Here is a 24,044-nt window from a genome sequence, read left to right as displayed (position 1 = left end):
TGATACGATCGTACGGTCGTCGCGGGAGTGTGTCAACGGAGCCCCCCCCCCGGAAAAGAAACCGGTTTCTCGTACTAACGCCAGCGCGAAGGAGCGAACATGAGGACAGCATTGCTCGGGTGCGGAGATGCCGCCGTCTTGTACGACGATGGTGCCGGGATCGACGCCGTTCAGTCGCCGCGGCCGTATCTCGTGGCGGCCTCGTGTGATGGGGTTCCTGCGACCGAGGTTGGCCCCGAGGATCACCCGCATCACCTTGGTCTGAGCGCGGCCCTCCCGGACGTCGATGGCACGAGCTTCTGGGGTGGGCGCACCTACGTCCGCGATCGCGGATCGTCTCTGCTCGACAATCACGGCGTGCAGCGAGTGGTGAGCCGCGATCTGGAGGCAGGGAGCCTGTCCGAGCGCATCGAATGGGTTGATCAGCACGGGGACGTGGTTCTCGATGAACGTCGCTCGGTCACCGCACGCGATGCCGAGGGAGGGCGGATCATCACCTGGCTGTCGGAGCTGTCGGCGCGCGGTGCCGACGTGACGTTCGGCAGTCCCCAGACGAATGGGCGCGATGGCGCGTTCTATGGCGGACTGTTCTGGCGCACGCCGTTCCGCGACGCGCGCGTGCGCTCGGGCGACGGGGTCGGTGAAGTGGCCGTGCATGGATCCCGCTCGCCCTGGATCCTCGTCGACGGCGAGGGGGCATCCCTTGTCGCCGCGACGTCCGCGGCGGACATGCCCTGGTTCGTGAGGTCGAGCGGGTATGTCGGCTTCGGCCCTGCCGTCGCCTTCGATCGACGACGCGTGCTGGCTCGAGGGGAGACGCTGCGGCTCGACCTCGCGGTCGCGATTCTCGACCGCGCGCCGCGCGATCCCGAGAGCGTTGCCACGGCGCTGCTCGGCGCCGTGAACCCGGGGGCTGCGGTTCCCGCGTGAGCGTCCGTGTCCGGAGGTGCGATGTCCTTCGGGCGAGCCTCACGCTCTCGAGAGCGTCAGGGGTCGGGTCAGGCCCCGGACGGTGATCGCCGGCCAGTCGTCGTCGTGGGTGACGACCTCGATGCCGTCGGCGTCCGCGATGATCGTGTCTTCGAGCTTCGCGCCGGGCGTCCACGGATTCCAGGCGAAAGCCTGCGGGGAATCGAGTGACTCGTCGGCTTCGGGGTGTGCCTTGGGGTCGCGGCCCGCGTATCCCGTCGGGCCGCCCTGATGATGCGCCTGCCACGCGTTCTCGGCGAAGCCGTGCCGTTCGTAGGCGGCGGCGACATCGCCCAGGACGTCGCCGAGTCGACGGCCTGCCCGGCTTGCCGCGAAGACATCGGCCTCGACCTCGCGGAGAGCCGATTCGACTTCACCGTAAGGATCGGCTCGGTCGAATCGCACCCAGCGGGACATACTCGCGTGGAGGCCGTGGCGCACTGTCGTGATGACGGCGAGGGCGCGTCCGCCGAGCGGTGCGTCGGTCGGGACCGGATGCGGCACCCGTGCGCGCGATTCTCCCGCGACGAGGGCGACCGCCGGCTCGGCGCCGATCTCGTACGCTGCGCACGCGAGGTGCCCCGCGAGCTCGCGCTCGGACCATGTCGGCTCCGCGCGCTCGAGGATCCGCGTGACGGCACGCGCCGTGTCCGCGCCGAGTGCGCGGTAGCGCTCGCGCTCGGCGTCGGTGAGCGCCGCGCGCGCGGCCCGAAGCTCCGCCGCCGCGTCGCCTTCGTTCAGTGTTCCGAGGTGTGATGCGTCGAGTGGCGCGTGCCAAGGGACGACGTTCCAGTCGACGGGTCCGGGGATCTCCTCTGCGGCAAGTCGGTCGACCTCGTTGGCGAGCGTGGTCACGCGCACGCCGCCGTCGGCGTCGACGGTCGCGGAGAACACGGGAGCGCCGCCGAGCGGGACGCCGGTGCGCGCGCCGTCGAACAGCCACGCCAGGGAGGCGGCCGAGGTGAGGTGGATCGCGGATGCGCCGCGCGCGGAGAGGATTCGACGGATCTTCGCGATCTTAAATGGGCGGTCGCCCGTCGCTTCGTTGCGATGAGTCATGATCTCCTCGTATCGATCGGAAGGTTCAGCGATGGTGGGACACTATCAGGAACCGGTTTCTCGTGTAGGATCGCGGCGATGAGCACCCTCAATGACGAGCCTCGATACCGCAACCCGATCATCGACGCCGACCTCCCGGACCCCGACGTGATCCGCGTAGGAGACCGATACGTCATGACGGCGTCGAGCTTCAATCGCGCGCCCGGGCTTCCGGTGTATGTCTCGGACGATCTCGTGAACTGGGAGCGCGTCGGCGATGCGCTCCCGGCCGTCGAGCCCCGAACCTGGTTCGACGTACCGCGCCACGGCGGTGGTGTCTGGGCGCCGTCGATCCGCCACCGCAACGGCGTCTACTACATCGTGTATCCCGACCCTGATCAGGGGATATTCGTCGTCACGGCGAGTGACCCCGCCGGGCCGTGGAGCGAGCCGCGCCTGCTGCTCGGCGGTCTCGGCCTCATCGACCCGTGTCCGCTCTGGGACGACGACGGTCGGGCATACCTCGTGCATGGCTGGGCCAGGTCGCGCGCGGGACGCAAGAACGTGCTGTCGGTCGTTGAGGTCGACTCCGTCCTGAGCGAGGTGCTCGCGCCGTCGCGCGACGTGATCGATGGCGCCCTCCTCGAGGGGTGGACGACGCTCGAGGGGCCCAAGTTTTATCGGCGCGACGGCTGGTACTGGATCTTCGCTCCCGCGGGTGGCGTCGCGACCGGATGGCAGGCCGTGTTTCGCTCACGTGATCCCTTCGGGCCGTACGAGGAGCGGATCGTGCTCGCGCAGGGATCCACACCGGTCAACGGGCCGCATCAGGGGGCCTGGGTGACGTCGCGCGACGGGCGCGACTGGTTTCTCCACTTCCAGGATCGCGGGCCCTTCGGCCGCGTCGTCCACCTGCAGCCGATGGCGTGGAGCGACGACGGCTGGCCCCGCATGGGCGCGGCCGTTGCCGGAGGTCCCGACGAGCCCGTGCTGTCGTATCCGACGCCGCACGGTACGGTCCAGGGGCGGCGCACGCTCGCCCGTGACGACGACTTCGCGAGTGGAAGGCCGGGGCCGTACTGGACATGGCAGGCGAACCCCGATCCCGACGCACTCGTCCCCGGCACCGGCGCTCTGCAACTGCGCTCGAGCGCCGACGCGGGAAACGTCCGCGCGCTGCCGCGCGTGCTCGGTCAGCCCCTGCCGGGCATGGCGTCGCGATCCCGTGTGGGCGTCGCGCTCGAAGGACCGCCCGGAGCTCGAGCCGGTCTCGCGATTCTCGGCCGCGACTACGTCTGGGCGGGGATCCGCCGCACACCTGACGGCGACGAAGCAGTCGTCGCGGTGCGCGGGCGCGACGACCTCGTCGAACGGGTCATCGCGCGGCAGCCGGTCGTGGGCGACGCGGAGGTCGAGCTCTCCTGCGGCGCCGGCGCTGCCGTTATGGCGAAGATTCGCACGGGAGGAACGACGCTCGCGGTCGACCCTGGTACGGCGGCGGTCGAAGGGCAATGGATCGGCGCTGAGATCGCCCTGTTCGCCGGCAGCGGTCACGGCGCGCCCGACGCCGTCGGCACCTTCACCCGATTCCGCATCGATCTGGACGAGGATTGAAGGATGGCTGGCAAAAGAGAACGCCGCACCCCGTCGCGCGAGACGACGATCTCCGACATCGCCCGCGAAGCCGGTGTGTCGAAGGCGACCGTGTCACGGGTTATGAACGGGGTTCAGACCGTCAATGAGGAGATCGCGGAGCGCGTGCGCGGCGCTGTCCGCGATCTCGGCTACACACGCAGCGAGACGGCCCGATCGCTCTCGCTCGGTGTCAGCCGCACGATCGGCGTCGTCGTTCCCGACCTCGCCAATCCGATGTTCCACCAGGTACTCCACGGACTGCATCGCGCGGCCGAGCGCGACGGGTACCGCGTGCTCGTCGCCGACACCCTCGAGAACAGCGAGGGTGAGGCCGCAGTGACACTCGATATCCGCAACCGTACCGATGCGATCGCCCTGTTCGCGCCGCGCATGACGCGCGAGGAGCTCATCGACCTTCTGCCGCGCGTGCACCCTGTTGCTGTGTTCAACCGCACGACGGGCGAGCGGGCGGCGGCTGTCATGGTCGACTACGAAGCGGGTGTGCGCGAACTCGCGGAGCACCTCGTGTCTCTGGGGCACACGCGAATCGCCTATCTCGCGGGGCCTCCCGAGAGTCGTTCGAACTGGGCCAGGCAACGCGGCCTCGAGCACGTGCGACACGCTCACGCCGACGTGCGCATCGACGAGCTGCCGTGTGGGCACGCGTTCGAAGACGGCCACGACGCATGGCCGGCCGTCCGCGACACGGGGGCGACGGCTGCGATCGCCTTCAATGACGTCGTTGCGCTCGGCCTCCTGGGGCGGCTGACGGAGGAAGGCGTTCGCGTGCCGCAGGATCTCTCTGTCGCGGGGTTCGACGACATTCCCTACTCGCAGTTCTCCTCGCCGACTCTCACGACGATGACCTCGCGCCTCGGCGACATCGGCGCGCGTACGTGGCAGGCTCTCCGCGCGGAGATGGAGGGCGGTGCCGACCGCACGGTCGTGACCTTCGCGCCCGAGCTGGCCCGGCGCGGCAGCACGGGGGAGCGGCCGTGACGGCCGCAGCCGCCCCGCGCCTGGGGCTCATCGGGACCGGCGGTCACGGCCGATCGCACCTCGCGCGCGCCTTGCGCCTGCGCGCGGCGGGGCGGGTCCGCCTCGCCGCCGTCGCGGATCCCCACCCGCCCGATCCGGACGCGCTGCCGGACGGCGTCCGTCGCTACACGGACGGTGCTGAGATGCTCGCCGCCGGCGTTACCGACGTCGTCGTGATCTGCACGCCCATCCACACGCACTTCGCACTCGCGGCCGCCGCCATCGATCAGGGCAACGACGTGCTGCTGGAGAAGCCGACGACCGCCACCCTCGACGAGTTCGAGCGGCTCGTCGCCCTGGCCGATCGGGCCGGCGCGCGAGTGCAGATCGGCTTCCAAAGCCTCGGCTCGGACGCGATCGGGCTGATCCGCTCGCGCATCGCCGCGGGCGACATCGGCGACGTCGTGCGTTTCAGCGCCACGGGCGCGTGGGTACGCGACGACGTCTACTGGGCGCGCTCGCCCTGGGCCGGTCGGCGCGTGCTCGACGGACGCGTCGTCGCCGACGGCGTGCTGACGAACCCTCTCGCACACGCGACGGCGACCGCCCTCGCGATCGCGGGTGCCACGGCCGCGGACGACGTCTCGTCGCTCGAACTCGATCTCTGGCGTGCCAATGACATCGAGGCCGACGACACCTCGGTCGCGATCTTCGGGTTGCCTGGCGGCGTCCGGCTCACGACGGCGGTCACGCTCGCTGCGACGACGTACACCGAGCCGTACGTCGAGGTCGTCGGCACGCGCGGTTCCTTTCGTTTCTGGTACAAATCCGACCGCGTCGACCGGCGCGATCCCGATGGCACGGTGCGTGAGAGCGTGCGCACGGGAACGACGGACCTGCTCGAGAACCTCCTGGCCGCACGCGAAGGCGGGGAAGCCCTTCTCGTTCCGATCGCGGCGACGGGGGCGTTCATGCGCCTCGTCGACGGCGTCGTCGCGGCCCCCGCGCCGCGCCCGATTCCGGACGAGTTTGTGTCGGCGAGCGCACACGAGAGCGGATACCATCTCGTCGTCGCGGGCGTCGAGGCGGAACTCGAGCGCGCCCTCGCCGCCGAGGCCACGTTCACGCGGCTCGGCAGTCCGTTCGCGGGGACATCCGCGTGACAGACGCCCTGTCCGCGTTCGTCGCCCGTACGGCGGCCCACGACATCACGATCCACTCCCTCGAGGTGAGCATCGACGGCGAGATCGTGCACAGCGCAGGCGTGGCGCCGTTCGGACCGCACGCACCGCACCGCATGTACTCCGTCGCGAAGTCGCTCACGGGGCTCGTCGTCCTCGCCCTCGCGCATGAGGGCCGGATCAGGCTCGAGGACCGGATCGTCGATCACTTCCCCGAGAAGCGGGCAGTCGATCCGCTCACGGCGCGTGCAACGGTCGCCGACCTGCTCGCGATGTGCGGGCCGCACGCCGCGACTACCTATCGCGAGGAGGAGGGCGACTGGCTCGACAGCTGGTTTCGGACGCCGCCCACGCATCGCCCCGGCACGCTGTTCACCTATGACACGAGCGGGAGCTATGTGCTCTCAGCCCTCGTGGAGCGGGTCGAGAGCGCCCCGCTCGAAGACGTCCTGCGCGAACGAATTCTCGCCCCGACCGGGGGTGGCGACGGCATGCGGATGCTGCGCGGACCCGAGGGCATCGGCCACGGCGGATCTGGCCTCGTGTGCCGTCCGCGCGACTTGCTGCGCGTCGCCGAGATGCTGAACAGCGGCGGCGGTGCGCTCCCGCACGACGTCGTGAGCGCCGCGCTCGAGCGTCGCAGTGATGCAGCGATGCAGACGTGGGGTGCGCCCCTGCGCGCGGGATACGGGGCCCAGTTCTGGCTGCCTCCGGGAGGTGGATGGATGATGTTCGGGCTCGGAGGGCAGATCGTCTACGGCGATCCGGACCGCGGCATCGCGGCGGTTGTCACAGCAAACGCGCAGGCCTGTCAGAGCGGTGACCAGCGACTTGTCTCGCTGTTCCTCGAGGCGATGAGGAAAGATCCGCGCGATGAGTGTCCATTCGATCTGGTCCGGCCACGGCCTCCTCACGACCCACGACATGGACGCACGGTCGACGGCGATTTCATCGCGTCCTCAGGACGTGGGAATCCGGCGCGGATGGCGGCGCGGTTCGCGCCGGACAGCGTCCGATTGGCGATCGGTGACACCATCATCCGCGCCCACGACGGTCACTCGTATCCCGTCGACATCCCGGGAATCGGAGTCGGCGTCGCGACGGGCGGCTGGTGCGCGCCCGACACGTACGACCTCCGCGTGGACGCCGCGACCGACGACATCGCGTGCCTGCGGATGCGGATCGTCGCCACCGACGATGGGCTCATCACGGTGCAGTCGCAGGCATTCGGCCCGGCTACGGACGGTACCTGGAACTGGTTCGGCAGCTACGCACCCGATGGTCGGCAGGAAGGCGACGGGGGAGCGGAATGACCGGCGCTTATCATCTCGTGCTCGTGCTCGGGCAGTCCAACGCAAACGGCTCGAACACGGATTTCGAGCCCGACGGGCAGGACGCGCGTGATCCGCGTATCGACGCCTTCCCTGGATCGGGAGACCGCGCCGGGAGGATCGTGCCCGCGCGTGAACCCCTCGCGCCCATCGGGGCACATCCGCCCGGTGGGCTCGGACCGGGTGGCCCCTTCGCCTCGCTCCTGCTCACGACGTTGCCGACCGAGGATCGTGTCCTCATCGTGCCCGTGACGATGGGGGGAACGGGAATGCGCCGACACGGCACCTTTCCGGGAGTGTGGAAGGTCGGCTTCGAGAAAGAGGGAGCCCTGAATCTCTTCGACGCGGCCCTCGAGCACGCCCGCGCTGCGCTCGCCGCGGCGGGGCCGGACGCGCGGATCGAAGCCGTCATCTGGCATCAGGGCGAGTCCGACGGCGGTCGCGCCGAGGACGACTATGCCGCCGACCTCGACGAGCTCATCCTGGCGCTGCGTCAGCGCCTTCCCGAGGCGACGCACGCCCCATTCATCGTAGGTCAGATGGCGGCCGAGCGCCGGATGGCGTATCCCGATCATGAGGGCGTCGCCGAGGCACTTCGTCACACACCTGATCGGATTCCGAACACCGGCTATGCGGAGGCGCCGCCTGTCGGGCACATCAACGACGCGTCGACACACTTCACGGCGGCGGGCCAACGCATCCTCGGGGCGAACTACTTCGCGGCGTATCAGGCGATCGCGCAGTCGCGCAGGACGGACTCGGCCGCGCGCGACTGACGGATCCGCTCGCCCACGACTCCCAGCCGCTCCAGCTCGCCCGCCACGATGCGGGCGACGAGCAATGCGCCCTCACGCGAAAAGTGCGTATCGTCGCGCTCTCCGGCGGGGTACGCGGGCCATGCCCCGGGATCGAACCACAGGAACGCCTCGCGACTGCCCTGCTCACCCAGCTCGCGCCACAGACGTCGTGACAGCAAAGAGAGATCCACGAGCGGCACGTCCTCCTCGCGCGCGAGGGAACGGACGCGCTGCGGATATCCGCCGTGCGTCGTCGACGTGCTCGCGGAACAGGCTGCTCGGCGCTCGACCGCGGTCGCCAGCACTGGGATCGCCCCGCGTGATCGGGCACCGATGAGGAACCGGCGCAAATTGGCCGCGTAGTCGGTGAAGAGCTCGGCGTGCCGCTGGTCGGACTTCGGGTCGTTGTGGCCGAAGGCGATGAACATCACGTCGCCGGGGGAAAGGGCAGCGAGGGCGCTGTCGAGCGCTCCCGATTCGATGAAGCTGCGAGTGCTCGCGCCCGACACCGCGTGGTTGTCGACCTCGAGACCGGAGACTTCGGCGAGCACCTGCCCCCATCCCGTTCGAGGAGCCCGGTCGGGCGGATATTCGCTCGCGGTCGAGTCGGACACGATCACGACGCGGCCGGTCGTGTCCGCCGGCCCGTCCCAGCCACGCAGCCACTCGGCAGCGGAGAGGCCGACGGTGTCGTGCTCGGCGAACCGCGCGTCGCGCCAGGAGAATCCGCCCATGTCGTCCCAGCGCTCGGCCGAGATGTGCGGACCGAGTTCGCATGCGACGAACTCGGCGCCGCCGAGTGCCTCGGACGACCCGCCCTGGTGCCACGGTCGCGCGAGTGAGACGGACCCGTCGGGGGCGTCGCCGGTGAAGGCGACCCCCGTGAAGAGCAGACCGCGTGGGTTCTCGCGGATCGTCGACGGTGCCGCGACGCAGCCGGGGCCGGTCGAATGCACGACGCCGCCCGAGATCACCGCGGTCGCGCGTCCGTAGACGAAATCGACATCGCCGTGGATTTCGCAGTCGGTCACGTAGACGTGCCGGAGGGATCCACGCGTCGGCGTGTCGAGGAGGAGCGTATCCTGCTGGCCAAGGAGGCGGCAGTTGTCGACGCGCACGCGATCGCCGCGGGTGCGCAGCGCAATCGCTTGTGTGTCGCGCAGACCTGGCCGCGCCGCGCGATCGAAGGAGTTCTCGATCGTGATGCCGCGCAGCGTGACGTCGTCGGCGTCGACCGTGACCGACGCGCAGTCCTGGGCGAGCGGCATGCCATCGGCGCCGAGGTCGCCCTGGCGGAGTCCGAACGTGATCGTGACATCGTGCGGTTCGCCTGTCGAGCAGCGGATCTCGAGCGGCGCGGGGCGCGGCGCGATGACGACCTGCTCGACGTACGTTCCCGGGGCGAGCACGATCTCGGTCGCATCAGGGACCTCGAGGGCCTCCTGTAGCGACGGCAGATCATCTTCTCCCGGGCCGACCGTGACGACGCTCATCCCTTGACGGATCCGATGAGGGCGCCCTTGACGAAGAAGCGCTGAATGAAGGGATAGACGATGAGCATCGGCAGCGTCGCGACGAAGATCACGGCCATCTTGACCGATTGCGCGGGAGGAACGACATCGACGGCTGTCTCGTCGGCGTTCATGCCGCTCGCGACGATGACGATCTGGCGCAGCAGCACCTGGATCGGCCACTTCGTCGAATCGTTGATGTAGAGGATCGCGTGCTGGTAGGTGTTCCAGTAGAAGACGGCATAGAACAGACCGATCGTCGCGATCGATGCCAGCGAGAGCGGAAGCACGATGCGCAGGAACACGCCGATCTCGGAGCAACCGTCGATCCGCGCCGCCTCCTCGAGGCTCTCCGGGATCCCCTGGAAGAAGCTCCTCATGATCACGAAGTTGAACGCGTTGATCGCGACGGGGAGGATGAGCGACCATAGCGAGTCGATGAGGCCAAGGGCATTGACGACCATGAAGGTCGGGATCATGCCGCCCGAGAACAGCATCGTGAACACCACGAGGAAGTTGATGACGCGGCGGCCCTTCAGGTGTTTCTTCGACAGCGCGTACGCCATGAATGCCGTGAGGACCAGGCTGATGAACGTGCCCGCCGCGGTCACGAAGAGCGAGACGCCCATCGCGCGGAAGATCGTGGGCGTGGAGAAGATGTAGGCGTACGCGTCGAGCGTGAAGGTCTTCGGGAAGAGGATGAACGGCGTCGTCGCGATCTCGCCGGGAGTCGCGAACGAGCTCGCGAGCACGTTCACGAACGGCAGCACGCAGGCGAGCGCGAACAGCGTCAGCACGATGGCGTTGACGACGGCGAAGATGCGGCGTCCCGGCCGTCGGCGCAGCTTCGCGCCGCGGAACTTGAGCGGGATCGTGGCGGAGGTGACGTTCGTCATGACGGGGATCCTTGCTGGGGCGAACGGGCCGCGAAGAGCGCGGCCGCGAGGAACAGAAAGAACGCGACGGGGTAGAGGATGAGCTGCGTGCCGAACAGGCACGCGAGACCCGCGCCGAGAAACCACCAGCCGGTGGAGCCCTGTAGCGGGCGGCGCGAGGCGAGGAAGAAGCCGATCGCCGCGAGGGCGAGGACGGCGAGAAGCGAGAAACCGAACCACGCCGCGAGCGTCCGCGCGGCCTCGTACGCGTTCCCCGATGCGGCGAGATCGATGCCGGCGGAGCGCAGCGCCGGGGCGATAGCGTCGCCGAACTCGGCGCTCGTGGTGCTGTTCACGGCGAAAGCGAATCCGCCCTGCAAGATCGCGGCGAGGCCGACGCCGATGCCCGCGGTCCACTTCTCCGGACGGCGCGTGAAGCGGCGGTGAGCGGCCGCCGACCGGGCGAGCGTCTCAGCGCTCATGGATCGTCACCTCGCTCATGCGGACCTCGGCGTCATCGTCGACGATTGCGGCACCGACGACTCCCGTGAGACTCACGCGCGAGAGCCGAGCCTGCGTGGCGAAGGCGATGCGGAATCCGGCCGCCGCCATCTCCGGAACGCCGTCGGCCATCGCAGGGACGGAGGGCGCGGGATCCTCGGCGTAGGTGATCGCGACGTCGTCGAGCACGATGTCCGTCAGGGGTCGCTCGGGGAGCCCGGAGAGAAAGCCCGCGCAGGAGGTCACGCCCGTCGCCGACAGATTCGAGACGTGGATCCGGCGGATTGCGGGCGTACCGTCGTCGATCGTGAGCGCGGCGCGGTCGGAGACGCGGGGCGCCTTCCCATCGGGGCCGCAGAAGTAGAAGGGATTGATCACGACGGGGCAGGCGACGTCGCGCATGACGATGTTCGAGACACGGACGTCTTCGACGACGCCACCGCGGCCGCGACGGGTCTTGAGGCGGATTCCGCGGTCGGTGCCGTCGAAGACGCAGTCGCTGATGACGACGCCGCGCACGCCGCCGGTCATCTCGCTGCCGATCACGACGCCGCCGTGGCCGTGCAGCATCGTGCAGTTCGCGATCACGACGTTCTCGCAGGCCGGCGGCGCGTCGGCGCGCTCCGTTCCCGCCTTGATCGCGATGCAGTCGTCGCCGACGTCGATGTGGCACGCCGTGATGCGCACGTTCCGACTCGATTCGGGATTGATCCCGTCGGTATTCGGTGAATCGGGCGGGTTGATGATGCGGACCCCGGAGACGCGGACGTCGTCGCACCGCATGGGGTGGACAGTCCAGCTGGGTGAGGCGGTGAGTGTCAGGTCGCTGACGGTCACGCGCGTGCACCCCTCGAAGCCGAGGAGCGTCGGTCGGGGATGCGCGAGCGAGGATCGGTCGTATCGGAACGCGTGCCACCAGCCGCTGCCGCCGCCGTCGATCCGGCCGAGCCCCGTGATGGCGACGTCAGTCTCTCCGCGCGCCGAGATGCAGGGGGAGTGCACCCACGCGGGCGCTCCCTCCCAGCTCGAGTCGATCGGCGGATACAGCTCGGGATCGGGCACGAACTGCAGGGTCGCGCCCATCTCCACCCGAAGCTCGACGAAGGAGCGCAGGCGCAGAGCACCGGTGCGGTGCACGCCGGGGGAGATCGTGACGATTCCGCCCCCGGCCTCAGACGCGCGGTCGATCGCCGACTGGATTTCCGCTGTCTCGAGGTCCCTCTGGTCGAGAGCGGAACGCGTGGTGATCTGCACCTGCTGCTCCTTCATCGCGTCAGCCGTTCGCGGCTTCGTACGAGGCGGTGAACTCCTCGGTGATCTGGTCAAGACCCTGGCCCGCGATCTTGTCCATCGCGGCCTCATAGTCGGACATCTCGATCTGACCGACGATGTACTTGTTGTACGCGTCGCGGGCGTCCTGTTCGAGCTCGGTCCAGCGAGAGTCGTAGGTCTCGGAGGTGAGCGACTGGGCGACATTGATGACGGCGAACTCCTCCTGCTCCGCCATCAGTTCATGCGCTTCGTTCACATAGGGCGTCGTGCTCGCATAGGTGACGACCTTGTCGGACATGCGCGACGAGGCGAACGGCTGTACCTCCTGCTCCCACGTGGGCTGGTCGAGGATCGTCACGACCCCGTCCTCGTTGAGCTCATAGTGTGTGCCCTCGATGCCGTTCGTCATGAGGTCGAAGGCTTCCTTGTCGAGGAGACTGTCGAGGAACCCGAGCACAGCGCGCAGGTCCTCCTCGGTCTTGATCTGCGACTTCGGGATGGCGTACCACCCGCCGAGGCCCCCGTTCGTGTCAGACAGCACGCGGCGCGGTCCGCCGTCGTACGTGATGTCGCTGACGAGCGCCCATTCCATCGGAGTGTCGGGATCCGCGCTCTGGCCCAGTGCCAGCAGGTTGCTCGCGTCGAACAACCCTGTGACGACCATTCCGCCCTTGTTCTGTGCGATCGCATCGCGTTGATTCGACTTCTGGACGGTCACGAACTCGTTGTTGACGGCACCGTCTTCGTAGAGGCCCCGATACCACTCCATAGCCTCCTTGAATGCATCGGTAGTGAAACTCGGGACCACCTCGCCGTTGTCGTTCAGCTCGAACTTGCTGCCAGCTCCGAAGTATCCGGACAGGGTGCGGAAGTTGTAGTCGAAGCTCTCGCTGCGGTCATAGAATCCCGTCGTGTCGTCCTTGCCGTTCCCGTCGGGGTCGTCCTCGGTGAATGCGCGCGCGACCTCTGCGAGCTCGTCGATCGTGTGCGGCACGTCGAGGCCGAGGTTGTCGAGCCAGTCCTGACGCACGAGAACTCCGTACCGTGCCTTCACCTGCTGGCGGGGCACGCCGTAGAGGTGTCCGTCGATCTTCGCGGCTTCGAGCGTCTGCGGATCGATCTCGGCGAGGTTCGGGAAATCGTCGAGGTACTCCTCAACGTCCCAGAACTGTCCGGACGCCAACGCGCGGCGCAGGGTGGAGCTGTCGGGTGTCGGCATGGCCACGACATCGGCGAGCGTGTCAGAGGCGATGGCCGCGTTGAGCTTCTCATCCATCGACGCCGAAGGGATCCACTGGAAGTCGATGTCGAATCCTGTGTGTTCCTCGAGGGCGGTTTCGATGACGCCATCCGTCTCGGGAGTTGTGGGCGTGTGGAGGATGGTCATCCATGTGACGCTCGTCTTCGGGCCATCGCTCGAACCGCCGCCGGCTCCGCAACCCGTGAGGGCGACGGCGGCGACGGCTGCGGAAGCAACGCTGATTCCGAGCCTGCGGTGCATCTTCATTCTGTGATTCCTCTCGCGGTGTTCCGATGCGGAACGGGGTGGTGGGAAGGGGTCGTGGTCTCGTCCGCCAGCTGGCGGAACACGCTTCGCGTGACGAGCCCGAAGGCCGCCGAGGGGATCCCGATGCCGAAGACGATCAGAAGCGGCGCGGCGAACTGCCACATCAACCAGAGCACGCCGCCCGATGCGGCGAGGGCGATGATCGTCCAGTGGAGCGATCCGAAGCCGACCAGAAGCGCGGCGCCGAGGCGCCGGTGCACGGCTGTGATGTCGGTCGCAGCGGCGATCGGGAAGACGTATGCGGCCGCGACGACGAGGACGAAGAGGGCGACGACGTTCGCGAACTGGATCGCCCAGATCTCGACGGAGAAGAGATTCGTCACGATGATCGCGCCGGCGGCCAGGAGGATCCAGCCCACCGTGCACGAGCGCCAGAAGTCGGCGCGGAAGTTCGCGGCGAACGTGCGGGCGACCGGAGGCACATCGCCACGACGGAACCAGCCGTCGACGTACGCGGCGAGAGCATACGAGGAGGGACCGATGCCGAAGACGACGAGACCGGCGAAGACACCGAGGAGCCAGAGCAGACTGAGGTAGGCCATGCGATACACCCCCGTGAGGACGGTGTTGATGCGCATCAATCCCTCGTAGGAGAGCATCAGTACACGCCCTCTTCGCCGAAGCGCTTGGCCATCTTGTTCGCCATGACGACGAGCAGCAGGCCGACGAGCCCCTTGAAGAGGCCGACGGCTGCGGCGTAGCTCATCTGCCCGTTCTGGATCCCGGTGACGTACACGTACGTGTCGAAGATCTCGCCGACCTCGCGGTTGAGTGAGTTGAGCACGAGGAACATGTGCTCGAACCCGAGCTCGAGGAAGTCGCCGATCGACAGGATGAACATGACGATGATCGTCGGGCGGATCGCCGGCAGGGTGATGTGCCACGTCTGGCGCCAGCGGCCCGCGCCGTCGATCTCGGCGGCCTCATACAGCTGCATGTCGACGGCCGTCATCGCGGCGAGATAGACGATCGTGCCCCATCCGGCGGTCTTCCAGACCTCCTGTGCCACATACATCGGTCGCAGCCAGGCTGGATCCGTGAGGAACGCGATCGGCTCTCCGCCGAGCGAGACGATGACGTTGTTGATGCTGCCGCCGTCGGTCGTGAACAGCACGTAGAAGAGCGAGACGACGATGACCCACGACATGAAGTGCGGCAGGTAGATGACCGTCTGCACCGTGCGCTGGAACACCTTCGTGCGCACCTCGTTGAGGAGAAGTGCAAGCACGATCGGGATCGGGAAGGCGAAGAGCAGCAGCAGCAGCGAGATCGTGACGGTGTTGCCGAGCAGAAGGAGGAACGTGTCCGTGGTGAAGAAGCGGACGAAGTGCTCGAAGCCGACCCACGGGCTCCCCAGGATCCCCAGATAGGGAGAGAAGTTCTGGAAGGCCATGACGAGGCCGCCCATCGGCAGGTACTTGAAGATGAGGAAGTACGCGACGCCGGGGAGCACCATCAGATAGAGGGTGCGGTGCCGCCATACGTATGAGTTCCGCCAGCCTCCGCCGCGCCGAGTGATCGTCGGAGCGGCAGATGTGCTGAGGTGCTCGGTGACGGGCGTCACGACGGGGGCGGCGGGACCGCTCATCGCGGAAGCTCCTGGTCACGCTGGATCGCCTTCATCGGTTCGCCTCTCTGCGTTCGATCTCAATGCCGGTTCGGGAAGTGCGCGACTTTGCGATCATCTCGGGAACCGGTTTCTCGAGAGCGTAACAGTTCGCCGATGACCGAGCAAGCAGGTGTTCGAGGCTGGCGGAAGCGCCCTACTGCTTCAGCCGCACGAGCCTCTCGTGGCCGGACTCCCGCAGCTCGGCGAGGTTCTCACGCGAGGTCAGGAAGTCGTTGAACGAGCGGTACCCGAGGGCCTTCTCGCTGAAGGAGGGATCCATCCGTCGAATGTGCTGCTTGACGGCGGACGCGTACAGGAAGCCCTGGTCGTCGCCCTTGTCCTGGCCGACCCGCAGGGCACGCTCGAGCAGGTTCGACGCGACGGCGTGGAGATCCTCGGGCGGCGTCTCGTCGAACGCGGGCAGGAAGTCGACCGTCGCATCGACGGGGGCCGAAGCGGCATCCTCGGGGGTCTCCTCGTCCGCCGCGGCGGGGGGATCGGCCGGCTTCTGCGAACGGCGACGGCGGGCCGGCTTCTGCTCGGTCCGGTCGTCGGCCTTCTCATCGGACGACGCCTCCGATCCCGCCTTCTCGCGCCGCTTCGTCTCCTGCTTCTGCGCCTTCGGGAGCTCAGGCACGCCCGGCAGCATGTCGTACGGCTCGAACTCGTCGCAGGCGGCCGCGAGCGACTTCGCGGTGGATCCCGCGACACCGAGTCCGATGACGTAGCGACCGAGCCGGCGGCACCGCTGCGCGAGCGGCACATAGTCGCTGTCTCCGGCGACGATCGCGACGTGCGTCAGGTCGGGAAGGCGGAACATGTCCTCGACCGCGTCGACCGCGAGCCGGATGTCAGCACCGTTCTTCGCGTAGGCCGCGGCCGGGAACAGCTGCACGAGGTCGACCGCGCGCGCCACGAGCTGGCGACGGTAGATCGCGTTGACGGGCGACGACCAGTCGGCGTATGCGCGCGTCAGCACGAGTGTGCCGTAGCTGGCGGCGAAGTCGATGATCGCGCCGACATCGACGGTTGCGGCCGCGAGTCGCGCGGCGATCTCGGGCTCGGTCGGATCCTGCGCGATCCGCGCTCGGTCGCGATGATACGAGTTGCGACCGTGCACGCGGTCGTACCAGCTCATCACGATGTTGTCGAAGTCGAGGTACACGGCCACGCGGCCGTCCGAGGTGTCCGTCACACTCCCCGACACTACGCGCCCTGCCACGAGTCGCGGAGATCTCACGAAACTCGGGCGATCCGCGTGGGAAAGTCCGCTTTTCGTGAGATCTCCGAATCTGGTGGCGTTACTCCCCGGGGTACGAGACCCCGATCTGCCGACGGATCTCGTCGAGCGCGCCCATGATCTCGACGCTCTCGTCGATCGGCAGCTCGGCAGGCGCGCCGAGGCTCTCCGCGACGACGCGCTCGGCCGCGAGCGCCTGGAAGTACATGCCCCGGCCGTCGGCGCGCTCCTCGAAGCGCTCGAGCACCTCGCCGTCGCGCGACGTCACCGTGAACGACGCCTGGGCGTACCAGACGCGATCGATGTCGATCCGTGCTTCGGACCCGACGATGTGCGCCGTGTTCGGACCGGCACCACGAGAGGACGAGAGCGTCGTCGACACGGCGCCCGACGCGTGCGTCATCAGCGTCGCGACCTCGGTGTCGGCTCCCGTTTCGCCGAGGCGTGCCGTCGCCTGGATCGTTGCGGGCGCGCCGAGAACGTCCCACGCGAACGAGATGGGATAGATCCCGAGATCGAGCAGGGCCCCTCCGCCGAGCTCGAGCGCGTTGAGACGGTGCGCGGGATCGGTCGGCAGCGCCTGTGTATGGTCGGCGAAGATCGTGCGCACCTCGCCGAGCGTGCCCGCATCGAGGATCTCGTGGATCCGGCGCATGTGCGGAAGGTAGCGAGTCCACATCGCCTCCATGACGAGGAGGCCCTTCTCGGCGGCGAGGTCGCGGAGCTCCTCCGCCTCGCGGCGATTCACCGTCAGCGCCTTCTCGACGAGGACATGCTTGCCCGCCTCGAGCGCGAGCCCCGCCGCCTCGCGATGCATCGGATGCGGCGTCGCGACGTAGACGATGTCGACGTCGGGATCCGCCACCAGCGCCTCGTACGATGCGTGCGCGTTCGGGATCGCGAACTCCGCGGCGAAGCGATCCGCCGACTCCTGCGAGCGCGATCCCACCGCCTGGATGTCGAGACCCGCCGTCCGCAGATCGCTTGCGAAGGCGTGCGCGATGCCGCCGGTTGCCAGGATGCCCCATCGAAGTGCCATGGGGTGAGCCTATCGGGGCTTGCGTGCTGCCTGCCCTCTCCGAGAGGCGGGTGGGGGCAGAAGGACGCGAAGGGCCGGATCCCCGGCGGGATCCGGCCCTTCGATCGGTGCGTCAGAACTGGGCGAGCGCCTCGTTCAGCGTCGCGGAGGGGCGCATGACCGCGTCGGCCTTCGCGTCGTCCGGGCGGTAGTAGCCGCCAACCTCGACCGCGTTACCCTGCACGGCGATGAGCTCGGCGACGATCTTCTCCTCGTCGGCCGCGAGCTTCTCGGCGAGCGGGGCGAACGCAGCCGCGAGCTCGGCGTCATCGGCCTGCTTTGTGAGCTCCTGCGCCCAATACAGGCCCAGGTAGAAGTGCGATCCACGGTTGTCGATCGTGCCGAGCTTGCGGCCCGGCGAGCGGTCGTTCTCGAGGAAGGCGGCCGTCGCGGCGTCGAGCGTGTTCGCGAGGACCTGGGCCTTCGCGTTGTCGGTCTTCTGCGCGAGGTGCTCGAACGAGGCGGCCAGTGCGAAGAACTCGCCGAGCGAGTCCCAGCGCAGGTAGTCCTCTTCGAGGAGCTGCTGGACGTGCTTGGGCGCGGACCCGCCGGCTCCCGTCTCGAAGAGGCCGCCGCCCGCCATGAGGGGGACGACCGAGAGCATCTTCGCCGACGTTCCGACCTCGAGGATCGGGAACAGGTCGGTGTTGTAGTCGCGCAGCACGTTGCCGGTGACGGAGATCGTGTCGAGGCCCTGGCGGATCCGCTCGAGCGAGAAGCGCGTCGCCTCGGCGGGCGCCATGATGCGGATGTCGAGCCCGTCAGTGTCGTGCTCGGGCAGGTACTCGTGGATCTTGGCGATGAGGTTCGCGTCGTGCGCACGGTTCTCGTCGAGCCAGAACACGGCCGGCGTGTCCGACAGCCGGGCGCGCGTGACGGCGAGCTTCACCCAGTCGCGGATCGGCGCGTCCTTCGTCTGGCAGGCGCGCCAGATGTCGCCCGCCTCGACCGCGTGCTCGATGACAACCTCGCCCGCGCCGTTCACGATGCGCACGGTGCCGTCCTCGGGGATCTCGAACGTCTTGTCGTGCGAGCCGTACTCCTCGGCCTTCTGGGCCATGAGACCGACGTTGGGAACGGTGCCCATCGTGGCGGGGTCGAGCTTGCCGTTCGCCTTGCAGTCCTCGATCGTCGCCGCGTAGATGCCGGCGTACGACGAGTCGGGGATGACGGCGAGGGTGTCGGCCTCGTTCCCGTCGGGGCCCCACATGTGGCCGCCGGAGCGGATCATGGCGGGCATCGAGGCGTCGATGATGACGTCGCTCGGCACGTGCAGTCCCGTGATGCCCTTGTCGCTGTTGACCATCGACAGCTCGGGGCCGGCCGCGATCTGCGCCTCGAACGCCGCCTTGATCTCGGCACCGTTGTCGAGCCGGTCGAGGCCCGCGAGGATCCCGCCGAGGCCGTCGTTCGCCGACAGGCCAGCGGCCGCCAGATCGGCGCCGTACTGCTCGAAGACGGGCGCGAAGAAGGCACGGACGACGTGACCGAAGATGATCGGGTCGCTGACCTTCATCATGGTGGCCTTGAGGTGCGCCGAGAACAGCACTCCCTCGGCCTTGGCCTGGGCGATCTGCTCGACGAGGAACGCGTCGAGCGCCTTCGCGCTCATGAACGTGCCGTCGATGACCTCGCCCGCGAGAACGGGCAGCTTCTCCTTGAGAACCGTGACAGACCCGTCGGTCGCCACAAGCTCGATGCGGAGCGTGTCGTCCTCGGCCGAGACATACGACTTCTCGTTCGAGAAGAAGTCGTTCTGTCCCATCGTCGCGACGCGGGTCTTCGACTCGGGGCTCCAATCGCCCATGCGGTGCGGGTGCGCCTTCGCATACGCCTTCACGGCGCCGGGCGCCCGGCGGTCGCTGTTGCCCTGGCGGAGCACGGGGTTGACGGCCGATCCCTTGACCTTGTCGTAGCGCGCCGCGATGTCCTTCTCGTCGGCGGTCTGGGGGTCCTCCGGATAGTTGGGGACGTCGTAGCCCTGCGCCTGCAGTTCGGCGACGGCCGCCTTGAGCTGGGGGATCGAGGCCGAGATGTTCGGAAGCTTGATGATGTTCGCGGAGGGATCCTCGGCGAGCTCGCCGAGCTCGGCGAGCGCGTCGCCGATGCGCTGCTCCTCAGTCAGCCGCTCCGGGAACTGGGCGAGGATGCGCCCGGCGAGGGAGATGTCGCGGGTCTCGAACGCGACGCCGGCCTTCTGCGCGTAGGCCTCGACGATCGGCAGAAGCGAATAGGTCGCCAGGAGGGGCGCTTCGTCGGTGTGCGTGTAGATGATCTTGGACATGCTGCGGTGGCGCTCCAGAGTTCTCGGGTGAGAAGGGACGAGACGAATCTCTTGACATCAAGATACCTGAGCGGGCGCTGTCGTGCAGTTCCGAGGCCGGTCAGCCGCGCAGCGCCTTCACGATGCGCTGCACCGACACGGTCTCGGCGGTGCCGAGGCGCTGGGCGAACAGGCCGACGCGCAGCTCCTCGAGCATCCATCGGGCACGGACGAGGCGCTCATCGGCGTCCGGAGGAAGGGGGATCGCGCCGCCCGCGTCGACGAATGCCTGGTGAGCCTTCTCGTACTCCGTCATCCACGCCCGGTCACGGCCCGGGTTGTCCGGCAGCGCCTCGAGGCGGACGTGCGCCGCCTCGAGATAGCGAGGCAGGTGGCGCAGCCGATCGATGCCCGCGCCGCGAACGAAGCCCGCGTGCACGAGCCCGTCGAGCTGGCCGCGCACATCGTTCAGGGCGCCGAGCAGGGTCATCGAGTTCGCCTTCTTCAGGGCGCGCTCGACCTCGCGCCACGCCGAGACGATCTTCGCGACGAGCGAGACGGCCGCGAAGACGTCGTCGACGGATCCGGCGCTCACCTCGTCGCGCACCCGCTCGAAGTCCTTCCGCGTACGCACAGCCCCGTGCCGCGCAAGGCATGCATCGGCGGCGGCCGCGCGGCAGTCCTCGATCACGGCCTTCGCCGACGGATACGGCGCGGCCGACAGTGCGAGCTTCTCCTGCGCCGACAGGTGCTCCTGGATGTACGACACGGGGGAGGGCACCGTGAGCAGAAGCAGGCGACGCAGTCCGGCGCGCGTGAGGCGCGTGGCTTCCTCGGGCGTCGCCTCGACGCGCACGGCGACCGATGACTTCTCGTCGACGAGAGCCGGGTAGCCGCGGACGACGCCGCCCGCGACGCGCGTGTCGACCTGTTCGGGCAGCTCGCCGAACGTCCAGTCCACGAGCCCGGACCGTTCGATGCTCGGCGCGGCCGGCGCCTGAGCAACGCGCGCGGCCGGGCTCTCGCCCTTCGGGGCACGGGAGGCCGCCCGATCCAGCTGCTGGGCGACGGAATCGCGCGCCCTGCCCGCCAGGCGGGCCTGCAGATCGGCCAGATCGCGAGAGGATCCGGCCGCGCGGCCGCGATGGTCGACGGCGCGGAACGACATCGTCAGGTGGGAGGGGACGCGCGACATGTCGATGTCGGCGGCCGTGACGGGCTGGTTCGCCTGGCGCTGCACGAGGCGCGCGAGTGAAGTGGCGAGCGAGAGCTCCGGGAGGCCGTCCGCGTCTTCAGGGCCCGAGCCGTCGAGCTCGTCGGCGAACGTGCGCGCCCAGTCGGCGGCGGGCACGACGTGGCGGCGCATCGCCTTCGGCAGAGCCTTGAGCATCGCCGTGATGAGCTCGTCCCGCAGCCCCGGCACCTGCCAGTCGAAGCCGTCCGGGCGCAGGGACGCCAACAGGGCCAGGGGTACGACGACCGTGACGCCGTCATCGTCTGCGCCGGGCTCGAATCGATACGCGAGGTGCAGGGTCTGGTCGCCCTGCGTCCACCGCGTCGGGAATTCGCGCGCGTCCGCCGTCGCCTCGCCGTCCATGAGGTCGGCCTCGCGCATCGTCAGCAGCTCGGGCGAGGTCTGCAGCTCCTCGCGCCACCACTTCTCGAAGCTGCGCACATCGAACACATCGGACGGGATCCGCGCGTCATAGAACGCGAACACCGCCTCGTCGCCCGCGAGGATGTCTCGGCGACGCTCACGCTCTTCGAGCTTCTCGAGGCGGCGGCGTAGATCGGCGTTCTGCCGCAGGAAGCGGACGACGGGCTTCGCGAGCCGCGACGGATCCCACTCGCCCTCGACAAGCGCGTGTCGCACGAACATCTCCCGCGCGGCCGCGCGATCCACACGTGCGAACTGCACGCGGCGGCCCGACACGATCTCGACGCCGAACAGCGTCACCTTCTCGCTGGCGACGGCCGCGCCCGCATCCTTCGACCAGCGCGGCTCCGAGATCTGCCGCTTGACGAGATCGCCGGCGAGATGCTCAGCCCACGCCACGTCGATGGCTGCGACGGTCCGTGCGAACAAGCGCGACGTCTCGACGAGCTCGGCGGCCATGACCGCGCGCGGCTTCGCCTTCTTCAGCCCGGATCCCGGGAAGATCTGGAACGTCACGCCGCGTGCCCCTCGGAACGTGGCGGGGGCCGGGCGCCGGGATCCCTTCTGCTTCTTCGCGTCGCGTTCGTCGAGCACGCCGATCTGGCTGAGCAGCCCCGCGAGGAGCGCGCGGTGGATCGCGTCGCCCTGCGGGTGACCGCCCTCGGGAGATGTGCCCGCCTTCGGCGAGCGGCGCTCACCGTGGCCGCCGAGATCTCGCGTGAGCGAGCGCAGCTGGCGGTGCACATCGAACCATTCCCGCACGCGCACATAGTTGAGGAACTCGCTGCGCACGAGCCGGCGGAAGGCGCTCGACCCCAGCTCGGACTGCTTCGCCCGCAGGTGGTTCCAGAGATTCAGCATCGAGAGGAAGTCGCTCGACGGATCGCGGAAGCGCGCATGCGCCTCGTCGGCCTCGCCCCGCCGTTCCTCCGGCCGCTCGCGCACGTCCTGGATCGACAGCCCCGCGACGATCGCGAGCACGTCGTCGGTCACGCCTGTGCGGGTCGCCTCGACGAGCATGCGGGCGAAGCGCGGATCGATCGGCAGGCGGGCGATCTGCCGCCCGATCTTCGTGAGGCGCGGCTCGGATCCGCCGCGTCCGAGCGTGACGGCGCCGAGCTCGACGAGCAGATCGAAGGCCGCCTTGACGCCGCGCGAATCGGGTGGCGTGAGGAAGGGGAACGCCTGGATGTCGCCGAATCCCAGCGACAGCATCTGCAGCACGACCGAGGCGAGCGAGGTGCGCAGGATCTCGGGGTCGGTGAACTCGGGGCGCCGGGTGAAGTCGTCGTGCGCGTAGAGGCGGATCGCGATGCCGTCGCTCGTGCGCCCCGCACGGCCGGAGCGCTGCTGCGCCGAGGCCTGCGAGATGGGCTCGATCGGCAGGCGCTGCACCTTCGCACGGCTTGCGTACCGCGAGATGCGGGCGGTTCCCGCGTCGACGACGTACTTGATGCCGGGCACCGTCAGCGACGTCTCGGCGACGTTCGTCGCGATGATCACGCGTCGACGGACCCCCGCGACCTTCGACGGCTCGAACACGCGGTGCTGCTCGGCGGCGCTGAGGCGTCCGTAGAGGGGGAGCACCTCGGTGGGGGCGGCGGCGTTCTGGAACGCTCCGCGCACGGCGTCCGCGGCGTCGCGGATCTCGGCCTCTCCGGGCAGGAACACGAGCACGTCGCCCGAGGGCTCGCGGTCGAGCTCCTTCAGCGCCGCGACGATCGCCGAGATCTCGTCGTCGGCGTCGTACGCCCGCTCGTCGACGGCTTCGTCCTCCACACGACGCAGTCGATCCGCGCCCTCCGCGCCGGGATCCACGGCCTGTCGGCCCGGTGCCGTCGTTTCTGACTGCGCCGTGTTGGAGGCCACGAGGGGCCGGTACCGGATCTCGACGGGGTAGGTGCGCCCCGACACCTCGATGACCGGGGCGGGCGTGCCGTCGGGGGAGGCGAAGTGCGCCGCGAACGACTCGGGGTCGATCGTCGCCGAGGTGATGATGAGCTTGAGGTCGGGGCGCTCGGGCAGCAGCCGCTTCAGATAGCCGAGCAGGAAGTCGACGTTGAGCGAGCGCTCGTGCGCCTCGTCGATGATGATCGTGTCGTAGCGGGTCAGCAGCCGGTCGCGATGGATCTCGTTGAGCAGGATCCCGTCGGTCATGAGCGCGATGCGCGTGTCGTCCGACACCTGATCTGTGAAGCGCACCTTGTAGCCGACGGCGCCGCCGAGCTCGACCTGGAGCTCCTCGGCGACGCGCTCGGCGATCGTGCGGGCCGCGAGCCGCCGTGGCTGCGTATGGGCAATGCGCTCGCGCCCCAGCTCGAGTGCGATCTTCGGCAGCTGCGTCGTCTTGCCGGATCCCGTCGCCCCCGCGACGACCACGACCTGGTGATCGCGGATGGCTTCTGAGATCTCGTCTCGCGCGGCGCTGACGGGCAGCTCGGCGGGATAGGAGATCACGGGCGCGGCGGCAGACATAGCTTTTCAGTCTATGCGTCACGGTTCGCGACGTCCCCGTCACATCCCCGACACGCGGCGGGGCTAC

At 68.7% G+C, this 24,044-nt stretch carries 18 protein-coding genes; 6 read left to right on the top strand and 12 right to left on the bottom strand.

Annotated features, from left to right (window positions below; genetic code table 11):
* The first annotated feature begins 99 nt into the window (after positions 1 to 99).
* The gene (locus C0012_RS01250; protein WP_110588568.1) at positions 100 to 930 is read left to right on the top strand and encodes a DUF6807 family protein; all 831 of its coding nucleotides are present in this window, start codon (positions 100 to 102) and stop codon (positions 928 to 930) included.
* 39 nt (positions 931 to 969) lie between these two features.
* Here C0012_RS01250 and C0012_RS01245 read toward each other — a convergent pair whose 3' ends face one another.
* Positions 970 to 2,028, bottom strand: a complete 1,059-nt coding sequence (locus C0012_RS01245; protein WP_110588569.1) for a M24 family metallopeptidase — start codon at positions 2,026 to 2,028, stop codon at positions 970 to 972.
* Between the two features lie 78 nt (positions 2,029 to 2,106).
* Here C0012_RS01245 and C0012_RS01240 point away from each other — a divergent pair, with 78 nt between their 5' ends.
* From C0012_RS01240 to C0012_RS01220, 5 genes are read left to right on the top strand one after another with little or no spacing between them, the layout of a single operon-like run.
* Positions 2,107 to 3,621, top strand: a complete 1,515-nt coding sequence (locus C0012_RS01240) for a glycoside hydrolase family 43 protein (protein WP_110588570.1) — start codon at positions 2,107 to 2,109, stop codon at positions 3,619 to 3,621.
* A 3-nt stretch (positions 3,622 to 3,624) separates the two neighbouring features.
* Positions 3,625 to 4,641 carry a LacI family DNA-binding transcriptional regulator gene (locus C0012_RS01235; RefSeq protein ID WP_110588571.1) on the top strand — a complete coding sequence of 339 codons (1,017 nt, stop codon included), beginning with the start codon at positions 3,625 to 3,627 and terminating at the stop codon, positions 4,639 to 4,641.
* Entirely contained in the window at positions 4,638 to 5,783 is a 1,146-nt protein-coding gene (locus C0012_RS01230; protein ID WP_162621813.1) for a Gfo/Idh/MocA family protein, read from the top strand. Before C0012_RS01235 ends, C0012_RS01230 begins: the two co-directional genes overlap by 4 nt.
* Entirely contained in the window at positions 5,780 to 7,114 is a 1,335-nt protein-coding gene (locus C0012_RS01225) for a serine hydrolase domain-containing protein (RefSeq protein WP_162621814.1), read from the top strand. Before C0012_RS01230 ends, C0012_RS01225 begins: the two co-directional genes overlap by 4 nt.
* Positions 7,111 to 7,908: a sialate O-acetylesterase gene (locus tag C0012_RS01220; RefSeq protein ID WP_110588574.1), complete on the top strand. Its 798-nt coding sequence runs from the start codon at positions 7,111 to 7,113 to the stop codon at positions 7,906 to 7,908. The genes C0012_RS01225 and C0012_RS01220 overlap by 4 nt, the downstream gene beginning before the upstream one ends.
* Here C0012_RS01220 and C0012_RS01215 read toward each other — a convergent pair.
* The 11 genes from C0012_RS01215 to hrpA all read right to left on the bottom strand — a co-directional run bounded on the left by C0012_RS01215 (position 7,860) and on the right by hrpA (position 23,977).
* A complete protein-coding gene (locus tag C0012_RS01215; protein WP_110588575.1) occupies positions 7,860 to 9,422 on the bottom strand; it encodes a pectinesterase family protein in 1,563 nt (520 codons plus the stop codon). The two genes, C0012_RS01220 and C0012_RS01215, sit on opposite strands and share 49 nt — an antisense overlap.
* Complete coding sequence (locus tag C0012_RS01210) at positions 9,419 to 10,336, bottom strand: carbohydrate ABC transporter permease (RefSeq protein WP_110588576.1); 918 nt, start codon at positions 10,334 to 10,336, stop codon at positions 9,419 to 9,421. The genes C0012_RS01215 and C0012_RS01210 overlap by 4 nt, the downstream gene beginning before the upstream one ends.
* Positions 10,333 to 10,797, bottom strand: coding sequence for a hypothetical protein (locus tag C0012_RS01205; protein WP_110588577.1), 465 nt, complete (start codon positions 10,795 to 10,797; stop codon positions 10,333 to 10,335). The genes C0012_RS01210 and C0012_RS01205 overlap by 4 nt, the downstream gene beginning before the upstream one ends.
* A complete protein-coding gene (locus tag C0012_RS01200; protein WP_232527730.1) occupies positions 10,787 to 12,070 on the bottom strand; it encodes a glycoside hydrolase family 28 protein in 1,284 nt (427 codons plus the stop codon). Before C0012_RS01200 ends, C0012_RS01205 begins: the two co-directional genes overlap by 11 nt.
* A gap of 19 nt (positions 12,071 to 12,089) precedes the next feature.
* On the bottom strand, positions 12,090 to 13,595 hold the full coding sequence (locus C0012_RS01195; protein ID WP_110588579.1) for an extracellular solute-binding protein: 1,506 nt from the start codon (positions 13,593 to 13,595) through the stop codon (positions 12,090 to 12,092).
* Positions 13,592 to 14,254, bottom strand: a complete 663-nt coding sequence (locus C0012_RS01190; protein ID WP_110588580.1) for a YesL family protein — start codon at positions 14,252 to 14,254, stop codon at positions 13,592 to 13,594. Before C0012_RS01190 ends, C0012_RS01195 begins: the two co-directional genes overlap by 4 nt.
* Positions 14,254 to 15,243 (bottom strand): ABC transporter permease, encoded by a 990-nt coding sequence (locus tag C0012_RS01185; RefSeq protein ID WP_110588581.1) that lies wholly within the window; start codon positions 15,241 to 15,243, stop codon positions 14,254 to 14,256. Before C0012_RS01185 ends, C0012_RS01190 begins: the two co-directional genes overlap by 1 nt.
* Before the next feature lie 175 nt (positions 15,244 to 15,418).
* Positions 15,419 to 16,459: an NYN domain-containing protein gene (locus C0012_RS01180; RefSeq protein WP_110588582.1), complete on the bottom strand. Its 1,041-nt coding sequence runs from the start codon at positions 16,457 to 16,459 to the stop codon at positions 15,419 to 15,421.
* Positions 16,460 to 16,565: 106 nt separating this feature from the next.
* On the bottom strand, positions 16,566 to 17,543 hold the full coding sequence (locus C0012_RS01175; RefSeq protein WP_110588583.1) for a Gfo/Idh/MocA family protein: 978 nt from the start codon (positions 17,541 to 17,543) through the stop codon (positions 16,566 to 16,568).
* 112 nt (positions 17,544 to 17,655) lie between these two features.
* Positions 17,656 to 19,866, bottom strand: a complete 2,211-nt coding sequence (locus C0012_RS01170; protein WP_110588584.1) for an NADP-dependent isocitrate dehydrogenase — start codon at positions 19,864 to 19,866, stop codon at positions 17,656 to 17,658.
* A gap of 100 nt (positions 19,867 to 19,966) precedes the next feature.
* On the bottom strand, positions 19,967 to 23,977 hold the full coding sequence (gene hrpA, locus C0012_RS01165) for an ATP-dependent RNA helicase HrpA (protein ID WP_110588585.1): 4,011 nt from the start codon (positions 23,975 to 23,977) through the stop codon (positions 19,967 to 19,969).
* Positions 23,978 to 24,044: the final 67 nt, after the last annotated feature.

Source organism: Microbacterium suaedae (genome assembly GCF_003254645.1).
GTDB classification, from domain to species: Bacteria; Actinomycetota; Actinomycetes; order Actinomycetales; family Microbacteriaceae; genus Microbacterium; species Microbacterium suaedae.
This window is presented reverse-complemented; position numbering and strand designations above follow the sequence as displayed.